This window comes from Pseudomonas sp. NPDC098740, from assembly GCF_044760065.1.
GTDB classification, from domain to species: domain Bacteria; phylum Pseudomonadota; class Gammaproteobacteria; order Pseudomonadales; family Pseudomonadaceae; genus Aquipseudomonas; species Aquipseudomonas rossensis.
The window spans coordinates 292,102-308,566 of sequence record NZ_JBIWAM010000006.1; the positions used below are offsets into that span (position 1 = coordinate 292,102).

Sequence of the window (16,465 nt, forward strand, 5' to 3'; positions counted from 1 at the left end):
TAGGAGCTGCCGAAGGCTGCGATCTTTTTGCTTTCAAGGCGCAAAAATCAGTAATCATCCCCGCGATCGGTGATGTCCTTCTCCACCATCGGCGCATTCGGATCCTGCCCCTTGGGAAACTTCCCCTTCAAATTCCACGCAAACGCAATAATCTCGGCAATCGTGCGATACAACTCCTCCGGAATACTCTCCCCCAATTCCATCCGCGCCAGCAGTTTCACCAGCTCGGCGTTCTCGTAGATCGGCACTTCGCATTCGCGGGCAATCTTCAGAATGGCTTCGGCCAGTGCTTCGTCACCTTTGGCCGTGAGGGTAGGGGCGTGGCTACCGTCGTACTTGAGGGCGATGGCCTGGCGCGGGGTGTTGGGGTTTTTCATGCGGTTTCGTCGACCCAGCGTTGTTCGAGACGGGTTTGAGGGCCTTGTGGCGGTGTGCCGAGGTGGCAATCGAGATCGCCGACATTCAGGCCGGACGCCAGCAGCCGCTGGCGCAGTTCGGCCAGATGACTTTCGATCAGGCTGGCGGTGTACGGGCGTTCGGCCCACAGCTGGCTGGACAGGCTGCCTTTGATCAGTTGTGCTTGAATCTGCAACGGGCCCAAGGGCTCCATGTCGAACGCCAGGTCCACTCGCCACAATTGTTGTTTGGGTTCGCGCTCGTCGCGGCGTTCGTTTTGCTGTTCTTTCTCGGGCGCTTCTTCGCGCTGGAACTTGACCTGCAACGGCACGATGTCCTGCAGATTGCGCATCGGGATTTCCAGTTGCCAGGTGCTCATCAACCGTCCGTCGTCAGTGACGCCGGTCTGTTCCAGGCTCGACAGTTGATGGCTTTGCAGGCGTGAAACCGCCGCTGCTGCCAAGCGCAGCAGGTGCTCGAGATCGCCTTCGCCGTCCATGCTTTGGAGCAGGCGCTCGGGCAGCGGGAAGCTGGTTGGCTGCGGTTTGGCGCTGACCTGACCGAGCATGCCGAGGGCGCTGCGCACGAAGTGCGGCATGGCCTGGGCCAGTGTGTTGGCGGCAATGATCGCGTTGAGATTGGTGTTGGCCGGCAGGCCTGGCGTCAGTTGTGCGATCAGCTTGAGCAGATCGCCCTTCATGTCCGGGCCGAGCGTGGGGTTCTGTCCGGCGAGCAGTTTGCTTTCCAGGAACATGCCGCTGTTGGCCAACGCCAGGGCCAGGCCTTTGGGCGTGCTGAGTTGCCGGACATCGGGCAGGCCGGCGAGCAGTTTGTCGACGGCGGCACGCAGGTCGCTGGAAGTCTGGTCCGATGCCGGCAGGTTTTGCAGAAGCTTGATCAAGCCGTCCAGCGAACCCTGACGGCTTTGTTGGCTGACCAGTTGCTGCGTGACGGCCAATTGTTCCTGGCGGCTGCTCAACGGGACGAACTTCAACGTCTGGGTGTCCTGCACCAGCGCGCTCAGCAAGGTGCCGATGCGCAGCGGCGTCGGGCTGTCGATGCTCAGGGTGCTGCCGCTCAACGCGGTGTTGAGCAAGCTCACCATCGAGCGAAACACCGTCGGCTGGCCCGGCACCTGCGGCAACACCTGAGAGGTCAGCACTTTGCCTTGCAGCAGCGTGCCGACCGGCAGTTGCGCGGTGTCGATACGAGTGAGAGTGGCGACGCTGGAGGCGATGGCCTGTTGCACGGTGACGGCCAGATTACCCGCCGACGGCTGAGTGATCGCCAGGCTGGTGCCCTGAGGCAGCGGTTGCGTGCTGGTGGCCTGGACCGTGGTCTGACGGCCGCTGTCGAGGGTGACCTTGAGCAACAGTTGAAAGGTTTGATCCGCCTGCTTGAGCGACAGCACTTCGGCCTTGGCGGTCTGACCGGCAGTGATCAGGCCTTCCATTGGCGTCAGCAACTTGAGCAACTCGCCGCTGACCGCCAACGGACGTGAGGTCGTAGGCACGGGCTGCGGTAGCGGGAGGATGTTCATTTCGCCTGTCATACGCGGTCACAACCTGAGGAAATTGCCCTCTTGAGAGGAGAGCATGGCATGTATAATGCCGCCCCGTTGTATCCGGGGCGCTGAAAACATTTCAAATACTTGATCCAGCTCCTTAGAACGGGCCGCCAATGCATTTATCCTGCATATCTTTAACGGCCGCTCCACTGCCGACTTGAACCCAAAAGGCCCGTGATCTCTTGACCAGTCCTGTCCTGCAAACCGTTGCCCTCGCCTGTGAGCGAGACCTTCGGCTGCTCTTCGAAAATCTCGAATTGAGACTGGCCAGTGGCGAAATGTTGCAAATCAGCGGCCCCAACGGCAGTGGCAAAACCAGCCTTTTACGTCTTCTTTGCGGTCTGATGCAGCCGACTGCCGGTCAGGTGCTGCTCAACGGCCAGCCATTGAACGAGCAACGCTTTGAGCTGGCGCGTAACCTGCTGTGGATCGGCCATGCCGCCGGGATCAAGGATCTGCTGACGCCGGAAGAGAATTTGAGCTGGCTTTGCGCCCTGCATCAGCCGGCCTCCCATGAGGCGATCTGGCAGGCGCTGACGGCTGTCGGACTGCGCGGTTTCGAGGATGTTCCTTGCCACACACTGTCTGCCGGGCAGCAACGCCGGGTCGCGTTGGCGCGGTTGTACCTGGAAAGCCCGCCGCTATGGATCCTCGATGAGCCGTTCACCGCGCTCGACAAACAAGGCGTGGCGCAACTCGAAGAACACCTGGCCGCACACTGCGAGCGCGGTGGCATGGTGGTCTTGACCACTCACCACACGCTGACCCGGATGCCGGCCGGCTATCGCGACATTGATCTGGGGAATTGGGCCGTATGAGTGTTTTCGGCCTGTTGGTCGCCCGTGAAGCCCGATTGTTGTTCCGCCGTCCGGCGGAGTTGGCCAATCCGCTCGTATTCTTCGCGATCGTCGTTTCCCTGTTCCCGTTGGCGGTCGGACCCGAGTCTCAATTGTTGCAAACCTTGTCTCCGGGACTGGTCTGGGTAGCGGCCCTTTTATCGGTTTTGCTCTCGCTGGACGGGCTTTTCCGCAGTGATTTCGAAGACGGATCGCTTGAGCAGTGGGTCCTTTCGTCGCACCCCCTGCCTCTTCTGGTTTTGGCCAAGGTACTGGCACACTGGTCCTTCTCTGGCCTGGCACTGGTTTTGCTCGCTCCACTGCTGGCATTGATGCTCGGTTTGCCAACCGCTTGTCTGCCGGTGTTGCTGCTTTCCTTGTTGCTGGGTACACCGGTACTGAGCCTGCTCGGTGCGGTGGGCGCAGCCCTGACGGTGGGATTGAAGCGCGGTGGCCTGTTACTGGCGCTGCTGATTCTGCCGTTGTACATCCCGGTGTTGATTCTTGGCAGTGGCGCCTTGCAGGCGGCATTGCAGGGCATGCCGGCGACCGGTTATCTGCTGTGGCTTGGTAGCCTGACCGCCCTGGCGATAACCCTGACACCTTTTGCAATAGCTGCTGGCCTGAAGATCAGCGTCGGCGAATAATAATGAGGTCTGATCAATTTTTGATCGCTTTCTTTTAAATGAAAGGCAGACCCTTCGCTGCTCGTGATGGCGAGCAGCAACCGTGATGGAAACAGTAATGAACTGGACTTGGTTTCATAAGCTCGGCTCGCCCAAGTGGTTTTACGGCATCAGCGGCAAATTGCTGCCGTGGCTGAGTGTCGCGGCGTTGCTGCTGATCAGCGTTGGTGTAGTGTGGGGCCTGGCCTTCGCGCCGCCGGACTACCAGCAAGGCAACAGCTTTCGCATCATTTATATCCACGTTCCGGCCGCCATGCTGGCCCAGTCCATCTACGTGATGCTGGCGATCTGTGGCATCGTCGGGCTGGTGTGGAAGATGAAGCTGGCCGACGTCGCCCTGCAATGCGCGGCGCCCATCGGCGCCTGGATGACCGCCGTGGCGCTGGTCACCGGCGCGATCTGGGGCAAACCGACCTGGGGCTCGTGGTGGGTCTGGGATGCACGACTTACGTCCATGCTTATTCTGCTGTTTCTGTACTTCGGTCTTATTGCGCTGGGCAATGCGATCAGCAATCGTGACAGTGCCGCCAAGGCCTGCGCGGTATTGGCGATTGTCGGCGTGATCAACATCCCGATCATCAAATACTCGGTGGAGTGGTGGAATACCCTGCACCAGGGCGCGACGTTCACCCTCACCGAAAAACCGGCAATGCCCGCCGAGATGTGGCTGCCACTGCTGCTGACGGTGCTGGGTTTCTACTGTTTCTTTGGTGCGGTGTTGCTGCTGCGCATGCGCCTTGAAGTGCTCAAGCGTGAAGCCCGCGCCAGTTGGGTCAAGGCCGAAGTGCAGAACAGTCTGGAGGCCGCTCGATGAGTTTTGCTTCATTCGGCGACTTCCTCGCCATGGGCCATCATGCCCTGTATGTCTGGTCAGCCTATGGCATCTGCCTGGCGGTGCTGGCCCTCAACGTGGCGGCGCCAATCCTGGCCCGCAAGCGGTATCTGCAACAAGAGGCGCGTCGTCTGCGCCGGGAGAACGGCAAGTGAATCCGCTGCGCAAAAAGCGTCTTATCATCATTCTCGCGATCCTGGTCGGTGTCGGTGCTGCCGTCGGCCTGGCCCTGAGCGCCCTGCAGCAGAACATCAATCTGTTTTACACCCCGACCCAGATCGCCAACGGCGAAGCCCCGCAAGACACGCGCATCCGCGCCGGCGGCATGGTCGAGAAAGGTTCGCTGCAACGTTCCGGCGATTCGCTGGACGTGAAATTCATCGTCACCGACTTCAGTAAATCCGTGACCATCAGCTACCGCGGCATCCTTCCGGACCTGTTCCGCGAAGGGCAGGGCATTGTTGCCCTGGGCAAGCTCAACGCTGACGGCGTGGTGGTGGCCGACGAAGTGCTGGCCAAGCACGACGAGAAGTACATGCCGCCGGAAGTGACCAAGGCTTTGAAAGACAGCGGTCAATCTGCTCCAACGCCCGCGAAGGAGGGTTGATCGATGACGTCCGGACTCTATATTCCTGAACTCGGCCACCTGGCCATGATTCTGGCGCTGTGTTTCGCGCTGGTTCAGGCCGTGGTGCCGTTGCTCGGCGCCTGGCGCGGTGACCGCTTGTGGATGAGCCTCGCTCAACCAGCGGCTTGGGGCCAGTTTGCTTTTCTGCTGTTCTCCTTCGGTTGCCTGACTTACGCCTTCATGGCCGACGATTTCTCCGTCGCCTACGTTGCCAGCAACTCCAACAGCGCGTTGCCGTGGTACTACAAGTTCAGCGCGGTGTGGGGCGCTCACGAAGGGTCGTTGCTGCTCTGGGCCCTGATCCTCGGCGGCTGGACCTTCGCGGTGTCGGTGTTCTCCCGACAATTGCCGCAAGTGATGCTGGCTCGCGTGCTGGCGGTGATGGGCATGATCAGCACGGGTTTCCTGCTGTTCCTGATCCTCACGTCCAACCCGTTTGCACGAATCCTGCCGCAGATTCCTGCGGACGGTCGTGACCTCAATCCCTTGCTGCAAGACATCGGCCTGATCGTTCACCCGCCGATGCTGTACATGGGCTATGTCGGTTTCTCCGTGGCGTTCGCTTTCGCCATCGCTGCACTGCTGGGCGGTCGTCTTGATGCGGCGTGGGCTCGCTGGTCCCGTCCGTGGACCATCGTCGCCTGGGCCTTCCTCGGTATCGGCATCACCCTCGGTTCATGGTGGGCGTACTACGAACTCGGCTGGGGCGGCTGGTGGTTCTGGGACCCGGTGGAAAACGCCTCGTTCATGCCTTGGCTGGTAGGGACGGCGCTGATTCACTCCTTGGCGGTCACGGAAAAACGTGGCGTGTTCAAGAGCTGGACCGTGTTGCTGGCCATCGCCGCGTTCTCGCTGAGCTTGCTGGGGACCTTCCTCGTGCGTTCCGGCGTGTTGACCTCGGTTCACGCCTTTGCGTCCGACCCTGAGCGCGGCGTATTCATTCTGATTTTCCTGCTGTTCGTGGTCGGTGGTTCGCTGACGCTGTTTGCCCTGCGCGCTCCCGTGGTGAAGAGCCACGTGGGCTTCAACCTCTGGTCCCGGGAAACCCTGCTGCTGGGTAACAACCTGGTGCTGGTCGTCGCTGCGTCGATGATCCTGCTCGGCACCTTGTATCCGCTGATTCTCGATGCGATGACCGGCGCCAAGCTGTCGGTCGGCCCGCCGTACTTCAACGCACTGTTCATTCCATTGATGGCCTTGCTGATGATGGTGATGGCGGTCGGCATGCTGGTGCGCTGGAAAGACACCCCGGTCAAATGGCTGTTGAGCATGCTGACTCCGGTGTTGCTCGGCAGCGCCGCGCTGGCCGTGGTAGCTGGCGTGGCTTATGGCGATTTCAATTGGGCAGTGATTGCCACGTTCATGCTCGCCGCCTGGGTATTACTGGCCGGTGTGCGTGACATCTTCGACAAGACTCGCCACAAAGGCCTGATCAAAGGCCTGCCGACCCTGACCCGCAGTTATTGGGGCATGCAGGTCGCGCACCTCGGCATCGCCGTGTGTGCCCTCGGCGTCGTGCTATCGAGCCAGAACAGTGCCGAGCGCGACCTGCGTCTGGCGCCGGGTGAGTCCATGGATCTGGGCGGTTACCAGTTCGTATTCGAAGGCGCCAAGCATTTCGAAGGCCCGAACTTCACCTCCGACAAGGGCACCGTTCGGGTGATCCGCAACGGCAAGGAAGTCAGCGTGCTGCACCCGGAAAAACGCCTCTACACCGTGCAGAACTCGGTCATGACCGAAGCCGGGATCGACGCCGGTTTCACCCGCGACCTCTATGTCGCACTCGGCGAACCGTTGGGCGATGGCGCCTGGGCCGTTCGCGTCCACGTCAAACCGTTCGTACGCTGGATCTGGTTCGGTGGTCTGCTCACCGGTTTGGGCGGGTTGCTGGCGGCATTCGATCGCCGTTACCGGGTCAAGGTGAACAGCCGTGTGCGTGAAGCACTGGGCATGACGGGAGCCACAGCATGAGACGTTGGTTGATGCTGTTGCCCCTGGTGATTTTCCTGGTGGTGGCTGTTTTCCTTTATCGCGGTCTGTTCCTGAACCCGGCCGAGTTGCCCTCGGCGATGATCAACAAGCCGTTCCCGGAGTTTTCCCTGCCGGCCGTGCAGGGCGACAAGACCCTGACCAAGGCCGACATTCTGGGCAAACCGGCACTGGTCAACGTCTGGGGCACCTGGTGCATTTCCTGCCGGGTCGAGCACCCGGTGCTGAACAAACTGGCCAAACAGGGCGTGGTGATTTACGGCATCAACTACAAGGACGTCAATGCTGATGCCTTGAAGTGGCTGGACGAATTCCACAATCCGTACCAGCTGGATATCCGTGACGACGCAGGCACATTGGGTCTGAATCTCGGCGTGTACGGCGCTCCGGAAACCTTCTTCATCGACGCCAAGGGCATCATCCGCGACAAGTTCGTTGGCGTGATCGACGAACAGGTCTGGCGCGAAAAACTGGCGGCCAAGTATCAGGCGCTGGTTGATGAGGCCAAGCCATGAAGCGCTGGATAGCCGCCGCGGTATTGGGTTTGAGCATGGCCGGCGTGGCGCACGCGGCCATCGACACCTACGAGTTCGCCAAAGAAGGTGATCGCGAGCGTTTTCGCGAGCTGACCAAAGAGCTGCGTTGCCCCAAGTGTCAGAATCAGGACATTGCCGATTCCAACGCACCGATCGCCGCCGACCTGCGCAAAGAGATTTTTCGCATGCTCGGCGAGGGCAAGGACAATCAGCAGATCATCGATTTCATGGTCGACCGCTACGGTGATTTCGTCCGCTACAAACCTGCTCTGAACGCCAAGACTGCTGTGCTCTGGTTCGGCCCTGCCGGCCTGCTGCTGGGCGGTTTTGTGATCATCGCCGTGATCGTCCGCCGTCGTCGCGTGCAACGCGCTGACACCAAGGATGAGCTCTCTGCCGAGGAGCGTGAGCGCCTCGACCACCTGTTGGATAAAACCAAGAATGATTGATTTCTGGCTCGCTGCAGGTCTGCTACTTCTGGTTGCCCTGAGTTTTCTGCTGATCCCCGTTCTGCGTGGCCGTCGCGCCCAGCTTGAAGAGGATCGTACGGCCCTGAACGTCGCGCTGTATCAGGAACGCGTGGCTGAGTTGCAGACTCAGCAGGAAGAGGGCGTTCTCGATGCCGCGCAAATGGACACCGGCCGCGCCGAAGCGGCCCGTGAATTGCTCGCCGACACCGAAGGCGTCGAGGCGCCACGCGTGTCCCGCCTGGGCAAACCGTGGCCCTTGCTGGCGGCGATTCTGGTGCCGGTGCTGGGTCTTGGCCTGTATCTGCATTTTGGGGCGAGCGACAAGGTCGAACTGACCCGCGAATTTGCCCAGGCGCCACAGTCGATGGATGAGATGACCCGTCGCCTGGAGCGTGCGGTCGCGGCTCAGCCGGATTCGGCTGAAGGCCTGTACTTCCTCGGTCGCACTTACATGGCCCAGGACCGTCCTGGCGACGCGGCGAAGATCTTCGAACGCACGGTGAACGTGGCCGGTCGTCAGCCGGAGCTGTTGGGTCAATGGGCGCAGGCCCAGTACTTCGCCGACGGCAAGAAGTGGTCGGACAAGGTTCAGGCCCTGACCGACGAAGCACTCAAAGCCGATCCGAAAGAAGTCACCAGTCTTGGCTTGCTCGGTATTGCTGCCTTTGAAAGCCAGCGTTATCAGGACGCCATCGACTACTGGAATCGTTTACTGGCGCAACTGCCGCCGGAAGACAGTTCCCGTGCCGCGCTGCAAGGCGGGATCACCCGGGCCACCGAGAAACTTGTCGCCAGCGGCGGCAAGGTAGCCCAGGCGCCCGCCGCCAAGGTCGCGGCGCTGCTCAAGGTGCGTGTGGATCTGGCGCCAGACCTGAAAGCCAAGGTCCAGCCGGGCGACAGCGTATTCATCTTCGCCCGCGCCACCTCAGGCCCACCGGCACCATTGGCCGCCAAGCGCCTGACCGTGGCCGACTTGCCGGCGACCGTCGAGCTGGGCGACGCCGACGCAATGATGCCGCAGTTGAAACTGTCGAACTTCCCTGAAGTCCAACTGGTTGCGCGCATTTCTCGCGCCGGCCAACCGACTGCCGGCGAGTGGATCGGTCGCAGCCAGCCTCTGGCCAGCAGCACCACGACGCAGCAAACACTGACCATCGACAGCCCGGACAAATGACAGGAAACGCCACTATGACCGCCATCGCTCGTATCACCCTGCTCAGTATGGTTTTGGGGTTAAGCGCTTGCGTGGTCCAACCGCAGCAGCCTGAACGGCTGCCACCGATCCCGCCGTCGCAGCCGCGTCCAACGCCGTCCCCGACACCGACGCCGGGCAAGCCGAGCATTCCGGCCAAGCCCGCCAAACCGCTGCCACGCACCTCCGCCAGCTTCGCGCCGCCGCCGGGTGGCAACAGCCATTGGGACGCCAAGCTCGGCGTGTACGTACTCGATGATCAGACCAACACCTTCTACCGCCAGCGCACGTACTATCGCTGGAACAACGGCTGGAGCCGGTCGATCAGCCCGAACGGGCCATGGGAAGAGACAGACATCCAAGGCGTTCCGGGCGGGTTGGGACGGCAATTCGGGCAGTAAACTGAAACGGCGATCAAAGGACTGACCGCACCGTTGGCCAGTTCCGGTGCAAACATCCATTCGGATGCCATGGTCAGCCCTTGATGGGCGAGCACGGCTGCACGCAGACCTTCGGCGGCGTTGACGCGAATTCGCCCGCTGATGATGACTGACTGATCATCTGTCCTGTTGCGGAACTGCCAGTTGGCACCCCCACCCAAGGTGTAGACGACTGCCTGATGTTTGCAGAGGTCTGCCGGGCAGGTAGGCCGATATTCAAGCGCCGGGCAGCGGCGAAAAAGGAACCGGTTTCCACCACGTAGACGAAGGTTTCCATTGCGGCAAGGCGGTCCATCTACGGTCCTTGTGAAGATCAGAATGTGGGAGCGAGCCGGCTCCGGGCGGCGTTCCGACGAAGACGGACTGACATTCACCATTGATGTCGACTGATACGCCGCTTTCGTCGGAACGCCGCCCGGAGCCAGCTCGCTCCCACAGGGGATTTGGGTTGTTGGTTAGAACGCAGATTTGCCGATTGAGGCGCCGCCGTCGACAAACAAGGTTTGCCCGGTGATAAACCCGCTCTGTTCGGACAACAAAAACGCAATCGCCGCCGCGATCTCCTGCGGTTGCCCCAACCGCCCCATCGGCACACCGGCCAGATACCGCGCTTCACCTTCGCTGCCCGGTGGATTGTTGGCGCGAAACAGTTCGGTTTCGGTCGGGCCAGGTGCCACGGCGTTCACCGTCACGCCGGTTTGCGCCAGTTCCAGCGCCCAGGATCGCGTGAAGCTGATCAACGCCGCTTTGGCCGCCGCGTACGCAGTGCGCTGCGTGATTCCCAGCACGGTCAGGCTGGAAATGTTCACCACCCGACCCCAGGCCTTGGCGCGCATGTTCGGCAGCAATGCCTGAGTGGCCTGCAACGCCGAATGCAGGTTGACCCGCATCACGTCGTCGAACGTGTCGAGGTCGATTTCCCCCAGCACCTGCGGGCGCACCAGACCGACGTTATTCACCAGCCCGTCGAACTCATAGATCCTGGCCAGATCCGCCAGCACTTCCTGAGTCAGTGCTCTGTCGCTCAGATCCAGCGGAAACAGAATGCCGGGGAACGTCAGGTCGGGCGATCGGGCAATCCCGACCACCTGATGACCCGCGCGGTCCAGGTGCTCGGCGACCGCGCGGCCGATGCCTTTGCTGGCGCCGGTGATGAGAAAGGTACGTCGGGTCATTGCACACTCCTTGAAAGAACATGCCGCGGGTCAGGCGGCATTTGATCGGTTCAGCCGCGAATCGCATCCAGCATCGCGTCAGGCTCAGGACGCTGAGTGTAATCCGGGTTGACCTCGGCGTGACGGATCAGGCTGAGCGAAAGTATTTCACTTCTTGGGAAGAATGCAGCGGCCCGCAATCACACTTTGTAAAACAACCGAGCGTCGCGTTCCGGATTTTTGTGCTTGAGTAAAGATAACTCTAGGGTTACTTTTGCTTGAGCCTGAGCAAGGAGGCTATTGGTGCAGAGCAGGCTGTTGATCAAGGAATTGGAGGCGGCTGGCTGGACACTGGATCGGATTGCCGGCAGTCATCACCTCTTCAAACACCGATACAACCCGTACACGATACCCATCCCTCATCCGAAAAAGGATTTGCCGATCGGGACGGTCAAAAGCATCAGGAGGCGAGCCGGGCTGTATTGCCCGGGAGCCAGTTACGCAGGAGATCCATAATGCAATATCCAATCTGTATCGAGTGGGGCGACGAGAACACCGCCATCGGTATTCAGATCCCCGATATTCCAGGCGCCGTAACGGCCGGGGATACGTTTGAAGATGCCTACAACGCGGCGGTCGAGATTGCCCACATCATGCTTCAGGAGATTGCGGCAGACGGGGAGTCGATTCCCATGCCTACATCTGCTGCTGCTCACCGTGGGAATCCGGACTTTGCCGACATGGGCTGGGGAATGCTGGAGCTGGACATCGCGCCGTACATGGGAAAAACCGAGAAGGTCAACGTGACGCTGCCCGGCTATGTGATTCAGCGCATTGATCGATATGTGCGTGAGCACAATGTCAAAAGCCGTTCTTCCTTTCTGGCGGATGCGGCGATGGAGAAGTTGGTTCGGCACTGAGTGAAATGGAGACCATCGCCTTCGCGGGCGCCTACCCTTGCCCGCGATGCTTTTAATGATTACGCGGTCGCCAACGAACGCTTCTCCGAAACACTCAAAAACCGCAACAACGCCAACAGCGGAAACGCACTGCCCACAATCACGATCCACAACCAGCCACCGCGTTCATACACCGCACTGGCCACCGAAGAACCAAACGCGCCACCGATGAAGATGCTGGTCATGTACAGCGCATTCAGGCGGCTGCGGCTTTTGGCATCGAGGGCGTAGACAGCGCGTTGGCCGAGGACCATGTTCATCTGCACGCAGAAGTCGAGCACCACGCCGGTGACCGCGAGGCCGATGACGCTGTAGGCCGGGTGGATGAAGGCGGGCAGGAAGCTCAGGCTGGCGAACAGCAGGGCCAGCAGTGAAGCAATGCGAGTGTGGCCGGCATCGGCCAGTCGACCGGCAATGGGGGCGGCGATGGCGCCGATGGCCCCGACCAGGGCGAAGATCGCGATCTGGGTTTGCGACAAGCCATGATTGCGCGCCAGTTCCAGCGGCACGGCGGTCCAGAACAGGCTGAAGGTGGCGAACATGCACCCCTGATAAAACGCGCGCTGACGCAACACTGGTTGTTGACGCAACAGGGTCCACAGAGACCCCAGCAACTGACCGTAAGAAGCGCTGTGATCAGGCTGACGCTTGGGAATCGTCAGCGCCAACACCATGCTGATCGCCGCCATCAACACTGCTGCAATCACAAACATCGCACGCCAGCCAAAATGGTCAGCCACCACGCTGGACACCGGCCGCGCCAACAGAATCCCCAGCAGCAAACCGCCCATGATCCCGCCGACCACACGGCCACGAGACTCTTCCGGTGCCAAATGTGCAGCCAGTGGAATCAGGATCTGAACCGACACCGAACTGAAACCCACCAGCAACGAGATCAGCAAAAACACGTTTGGCTGATCGGTGAGCGCAGCGCCCAGCAGACTGGCAATCGCCACCACGGTGGTGATGATCATCAAACGGCGGTTTTCCAGCAGATCACCCAGCGGCACCAGGAAGAACAGCCCCAACGCGTAACCGATCTGGGTCAGCGAAACGATCAGGCTGGCCATGGTGCTGGTCAGGCCGATGTCCGGCGCGATCAGGCCGATAATCGGTTGGGCGTAGTAGATGTTGGCAACGATGGCGCCGCAGCAGAAGGCGAATAGCAGCACCATACCTCGGGTCATTGTCGCGGTGCCGTGCGGCACCTGGGTCGCTGGGTTCATAACGGGTCTCGCTGAGCAAAAGAGAATGCGCGCAGGCTAAAGGGCTATCGGAATGGGCAGAAGAGGGCTTGGAGTGATAGCAATCATTCCGTTGCGGAATGAGTGACGGACGTGTGTGATGTCCATCGAGGAACCTTGCGTCAAAACATTGAGGTCCGATGATACATTCACTTACATCCTGTTCGATAGCGTGCTTATGTTCTCTCCTCACGTTTCATAACCGGAAGGCACTTCCATGAATGCGATGTTCCGTCACCTGATTCGCGGCGCTTCAGTTGTTACCTTGATCGGCTAGTTCGCGGCAGGTCTTGCCCAGGCTGCTGACGCGCCGGGCATGCGCGTCGGCGTTCGCGGCGAAAAATCCACTTCGTGACGATGCGCCACCTCTCTAAAACCCGCTTTGCCAGAGCAGTAATCCTGTACCGCTAATAGCTTCGCTTGAACCGTGTACTTTCCCATGAAACACCCCATCAGTTGTGTCCAACTTTTGGGGTGCAGACCAGAGCGTGGGAACGATCGGTCATCGCGCGGCCACAAAAAAGGCGACCTTCTCAGGTCGCCTTTTTCATTGGGCTCAGGAGTTACTGACCGCTGTAGATCTGATCAAAAACCCCACCATCATTGAAGTGAGTCTTCTGCACAGTTCGCCAGTCACCAAAGGTCTTCTCTACCGACAGGAAATCCACTTTCGGGAAACGATCGGTGTACTTGGCCAGCACCGCCGGATCACGCGGACGCAGGTAGTTCGCCGCAGCAATCTCCTGACCTTCCGGCGACCACAGGTACTTCAGGTATTCCTCGGCAGCAGCGCGAGTGCCTTTCTTGTCGACGGTTTTATCGACCACCGACACCGGCGGCTCAGCTTCAGCGGAAACACTTGGGTAGATCACTTCAAATTGGTCACGACCAAACTCACGGGCAATCATTTCCGCTTCGTTTTCGAAGGTCACCAGCACATCACCAATCTGGTTGGTCATGAAGGTTGTGGTGGCTGCGCGGCCACCGGTGTCGAGGACCGGCGCTTGTTTGAACAGCTTGCCGACGAAGTCTTTGGCTTTGCTTTCGTCGCCACCGTTTTTCAGCACATAACCCCAGGCCGAGAGGTAAGTGTAGCGGCCGTTACCCGACGTTTTCGGGTTTGGCACGATCACCTGCACGCCGTCCTTGAGCAAGTCGGGCCAGTCTTTCAGGGCTTTCGGGTTGCCTTTGCGGACGATGAACACGGTGGCCGAGGTGAACGGCGCGCTGTTGTTCGGCAGGCGGGTGACCCAGTTGTCCGGAACCAGTTTGCCGTTGTCCGCCAGGGCGTTGATGTCGGTGGCCATGTTCATGGTGATGACGTCAGCCGGCAGGCCATCGATGACCGAGCGCGCCTGTTTGCTGGAGCCGCCGAAGGACATCTGCAGGGTGATGTTTTCGTTGTGCTCGGCTTGCCAGTGTTTCTGGAAGGCAGTGTTGTAGTCCTTGTAGAAATCGCGCATCACGTCGTAGGAAACGTTAAGCAGGGTCGGTGCGGCCTGAGCCACGCTGGACAGAGCCAGACCAGCGGCCAGAAGTGAGGCGCCAAAGAGTTTTTTCATTGCGCAGTCCTTGTTTTATAAAGAGTGTTCTAAAGTTTTTATTTAAAAGTGAGGCAATTTGCCAGCGACTATAACGGGGCTCGCATAGTCCTTTAAAGATTAAAAAGCACTTTGCTTATTCCATTTTCTGGAACAGCTGATTACCGCACCGTGAGCAGAACGCCGCGCCATGTTCGTGGTTGTTTTTCTTGCACACCGGGCAGTCATGTTGCAGTTGTTCGCCGCGCATGGCATTGGCCAGTTCGGCGGTGAAAATCCCCGTCGGCACGGCGATGATCGAGTAACCGGTGATCATCACCAGCGACGAAACCACCTGGCCCAGCGGCGTTTTAGGCACGATGTCGCCGAACCCCACGGTGGTCAGCGTGACGATAGCCCAATAGATGCCTTTGGGAATGCTGGTGAAGCCGTGCTCCGGGCCTTCGATCACGTACATCAGTGTGCCGAACACCGTCACCAATGTGCAGACGCTGAGCAGAAACACCACGATCTTCTGCTTGCTGCCGCGCAACGCTGACATCAAGTAATTGGCTTGCTTGAGGTACGGGCTGAGCTTGAGTACGCGGAAAATCCGCAGCATCCGAATGATCCGGATAATCAGCAGGTACTGCGCATCGGCGTAATACAGCGCAAGAATGCCGGGCACAATCGCCAGCAAATCCACCAGCCCATAAAAGCTGAACGCATAGCGCAACGGCTTGGGCGAGCAATACAGCCGCAGGCCGTATTCGATGGCGAAGATGACCGTGAAGCCCCACTCGATGTACGCCAGCACATTGGCGTAGTTCTGGTGAATGGAATCGATGCTGTCGAGCATCACGATCACAATGCTGGCGAGGATGATCAACAGCAGGATGCCGTCGAAGCGCCGACCGGCTGTGGTGTCGCTCTGGAAAACCATGACGTAAAGCTCTTCACGCCAGTTTTTGCTGCTGTCCATGGAAAACGCCTGAATCGAGAATCAGCGAAGCCTAGGTTGATTCTCCTCCAGAGTGCAAGGCGTACGGGCGACAGTGGTCTTGCTGAGCATTTGAACAACCGTGCGGATCAGCCAGCAGGAGAGGATGAACGGCGCGGTCAGCGTTGGCAGACCGATGGCGGCAAACACCGGCGTCAGCAACAGCGCTGATGCAATGCCGATGAGCGGCAGCCACGGCAGCCAAGGCTTCTGGCGCTGCGAGCTGAAGGCGAGGGCGGCGAGTACGGCGTTATAGCCACCGAGGCCGATCAATGCGGTGTAGAAGTCGTGATGCAGCATGCTCCAGCCCATGCCCGCGACAGACGCCAACAACGCCCAGCAGAATGCGCGGCGATCAGCGATCAGCAAACCCACGGCAATCATCGCACCGGCCAGCGGATGACCGAGGAACATCACCTGGCCGAGGCCTTTCAGTGGTGCGGCGAGCATGTTCAGCGTATTGATTTCGATCAAGTGCGCATTTGTCGAGGGCGTGGCGAAGCACAGCAGCAACCAGCCCAGCCCCACAAAGGGCGCCGTATAGGCAGGCAGGTATTGGCTGACCCGGACGCGTTTGAGCCACTGTTGAGTGAACATCGCACTCAGTCCGCCAGCGGCAATGATCAGCGGCGGTAACATCGCTGACCAGGGGAAGTAGAGGCTCAGCAGCAAACCGAGCAAAACACCGTTGTAACTGAAGAGCCCGGCCTGTCGATCGGCCTTGGCGTAGCCGCGTCGTTGCGCGGTGAGCAACCCGGCGACACCGCCCAGCAGTGCACCGCCGAGCAGGGCGGGCGCGGTGAAAAGAATGGCCAACAGGCACAGCAGACCGCACAGCGGATGGCGCTGAAGAAAGATCTGACTGAAACCGTTGAGCAGGGCAGTGGCCCAGTCGGGGCAGTGGGTGTTGAAGTGGTTGGCAGGCATTTTTTATCTGTGTGTCAAAGGGACCGAGTTGCCTGCATCGCGAGCAGGCTCACTCCCACACTGAATCTTTGTTCAGCTGATGGATGTGT

19 protein-coding genes and 1 pseudogene are annotated in these 16,465 nt (G+C 59.9%); 12 read left to right on the forward strand and 8 right to left on the reverse strand.

What is annotated here, in order from left to right; all coding sequences use genetic code 11:
* Window positions 1-47 precede the first annotated feature (47 nt).
* Together ACIQU2_RS10500 and ACIQU2_RS10505 are read right to left on the reverse strand one after the other, a co-directional pair.
* Window positions 48-377: an EscU/YscU/HrcU family type III secretion system export apparatus switch protein gene (locus ACIQU2_RS10500; protein ID WP_403140351.1), complete on the reverse strand. Its 330-nt coding sequence runs from the start codon at window positions 375-377 to the stop codon at window positions 48-50.
* A complete protein-coding gene (locus ACIQU2_RS10505) occupies window positions 374-1,948 on the reverse strand; it encodes a flagellar hook-length control protein FliK (protein ID WP_347804881.1) in 1,575 nt (524 codons plus the stop codon). The genes ACIQU2_RS10500 and ACIQU2_RS10505 overlap by 4 nt, the downstream gene beginning before the upstream one ends.
* A 197-nt stretch (window positions 1,949-2,145) precedes the next feature.
* Here ACIQU2_RS10505 and ccmA point away from each other — a divergent pair, with 197 nt between their 5' ends.
* From ccmA to ACIQU2_RS10555, 10 genes are all read left to right on the forward strand, one after another.
* Entirely contained in the window at window positions 2,146-2,781 is a 636-nt protein-coding gene (gene ccmA / locus ACIQU2_RS10510; protein ID WP_007894233.1) for a cytochrome c biogenesis heme-transporting ATPase CcmA, read from the forward strand.
* Complete coding sequence (ccmB, locus tag ACIQU2_RS10515; protein ID WP_008155797.1) at window positions 2,778-3,446, forward strand: heme exporter protein CcmB; 669 nt, start codon at window positions 2,778-2,780, stop codon at window positions 3,444-3,446. Before ccmA ends, ccmB begins: the two co-directional genes overlap by 4 nt.
* 97 nt (window positions 3,447-3,543) lie before the next feature.
* Window positions 3,544-4,299: a heme ABC transporter permease gene (locus ACIQU2_RS10520; RefSeq protein WP_046054301.1), complete on the forward strand. Its 756-nt coding sequence runs from the start codon at window positions 3,544-3,546 to the stop codon at window positions 4,297-4,299.
* Window positions 4,296-4,472: a heme exporter protein CcmD gene (ccmD, locus tag ACIQU2_RS10525; protein ID WP_008145547.1), complete on the forward strand. Its 177-nt coding sequence runs from the start codon at window positions 4,296-4,298 to the stop codon at window positions 4,470-4,472. The genes ACIQU2_RS10520 and ccmD overlap by 4 nt, the downstream gene beginning before the upstream one ends.
* Window positions 4,469-4,924 carry a cytochrome c maturation protein CcmE gene (gene ccmE, locus ACIQU2_RS10530; protein WP_283183583.1) on the forward strand — a complete coding sequence of 152 codons (456 nt, stop codon included), beginning with the start codon at window positions 4,469-4,471 and terminating at the stop codon, window positions 4,922-4,924. The genes ccmD and ccmE overlap by 4 nt, the downstream gene beginning before the upstream one ends.
* Before the next feature lie 3 nt (window positions 4,925-4,927).
* Entirely contained in the window at window positions 4,928-6,916 is a 1,989-nt protein-coding gene (locus ACIQU2_RS10535; RefSeq protein ID WP_347804880.1) for a heme lyase CcmF/NrfE family subunit, read from the forward strand.
* Window positions 6,913-7,449, forward strand: coding sequence for a DsbE family thiol:disulfide interchange protein (locus ACIQU2_RS10540; protein ID WP_347804879.1), 537 nt, complete (start codon window positions 6,913-6,915; stop codon window positions 7,447-7,449). The genes ACIQU2_RS10535 and ACIQU2_RS10540 overlap by 4 nt, the downstream gene beginning before the upstream one ends.
* Window positions 7,446-7,919 (forward strand): cytochrome c-type biogenesis protein, encoded by a 474-nt coding sequence (locus ACIQU2_RS10545; protein ID WP_008145552.1) that lies wholly within the window; start codon window positions 7,446-7,448, stop codon window positions 7,917-7,919. Before ACIQU2_RS10540 ends, ACIQU2_RS10545 begins: the two co-directional genes overlap by 4 nt.
* Window positions 7,912-9,114, forward strand: coding sequence for a c-type cytochrome biogenesis protein CcmI (gene ccmI / locus ACIQU2_RS10550; protein ID WP_403140353.1), 1,203 nt, complete (start codon window positions 7,912-7,914; stop codon window positions 9,112-9,114). Before ACIQU2_RS10545 ends, ccmI begins: the two co-directional genes overlap by 8 nt.
* 14 nt (window positions 9,115-9,128) lie before the next feature.
* Complete coding sequence (locus tag ACIQU2_RS10555; protein ID WP_283183588.1) at window positions 9,129-9,533, forward strand: hypothetical protein; 405 nt, start codon at window positions 9,129-9,131, stop codon at window positions 9,531-9,533.
* Between the two features lie 23 nt (window positions 9,534-9,556).
* Here ACIQU2_RS10555 and ACIQU2_RS10560 read toward each other — a convergent pair.
* Window positions 9,557-9,781, reverse strand: a pseudogene (locus tag ACIQU2_RS10560) (LysR substrate-binding domain-containing protein); the annotation flags it as partial.
* A gap of 246 nt (window positions 9,782-10,027) precedes the next feature.
* Window positions 10,028-10,747, reverse strand: a complete 720-nt coding sequence (locus tag ACIQU2_RS10565; protein WP_403140354.1) for an SDR family oxidoreductase — start codon at window positions 10,745-10,747, stop codon at window positions 10,028-10,030.
* Between the two features lie 282 nt (window positions 10,748-11,029).
* Between ACIQU2_RS10565 and ACIQU2_RS10570 the strand changes: the two genes are divergently transcribed.
* Complete coding sequence (locus ACIQU2_RS10570; RefSeq protein ID WP_403140355.1) at window positions 11,030-11,242, forward strand: type II toxin-antitoxin system HicA family toxin; 213 nt, start codon at window positions 11,030-11,032, stop codon at window positions 11,240-11,242.
* The gene (locus ACIQU2_RS10575) at window positions 11,242-11,646 is read left to right on the forward strand and encodes a type II toxin-antitoxin system HicB family antitoxin (RefSeq protein ID WP_056742059.1); all 405 of its coding nucleotides are present in this window, start codon (window positions 11,242-11,244) and stop codon (window positions 11,644-11,646) included. Before ACIQU2_RS10570 ends, ACIQU2_RS10575 begins: the two co-directional genes overlap by 1 nt.
* Window positions 11,647-11,705: 59 nt before the next feature.
* Here ACIQU2_RS10575 and ACIQU2_RS10580 read toward each other — a convergent pair whose 3' ends face one another.
* From ACIQU2_RS10580 to ACIQU2_RS10595, 4 genes are all read right to left on the reverse strand, one after another.
* Window positions 11,706-12,911: an MFS transporter gene (locus ACIQU2_RS10580; RefSeq protein WP_403140357.1), complete on the reverse strand. Its 1,206-nt coding sequence runs from the start codon at window positions 12,909-12,911 to the stop codon at window positions 11,706-11,708.
* A 581-nt stretch (window positions 12,912-13,492) separates the two neighbouring features.
* Window positions 13,493-14,491 (reverse strand): sulfate ABC transporter substrate-binding protein, encoded by a 999-nt coding sequence (locus tag ACIQU2_RS10585; protein WP_095127748.1) that lies wholly within the window; start codon window positions 14,489-14,491, stop codon window positions 13,493-13,495.
* 115 nt (window positions 14,492-14,606) lie between these two features.
* Window positions 14,607-15,431, reverse strand: a complete 825-nt coding sequence (locus tag ACIQU2_RS10590; protein WP_403140359.1) for an ion transporter — start codon at window positions 15,429-15,431, stop codon at window positions 14,607-14,609.
* Between the two features lie 21 nt (window positions 15,432-15,452).
* Window positions 15,453-16,376 carry an urea transporter gene (locus ACIQU2_RS10595; protein ID WP_403140361.1) on the reverse strand — a complete coding sequence of 308 codons (924 nt, stop codon included), beginning with the start codon at window positions 16,374-16,376 and terminating at the stop codon, window positions 15,453-15,455.
* Window positions 16,377-16,465: the final 89 nt, after the last annotated feature.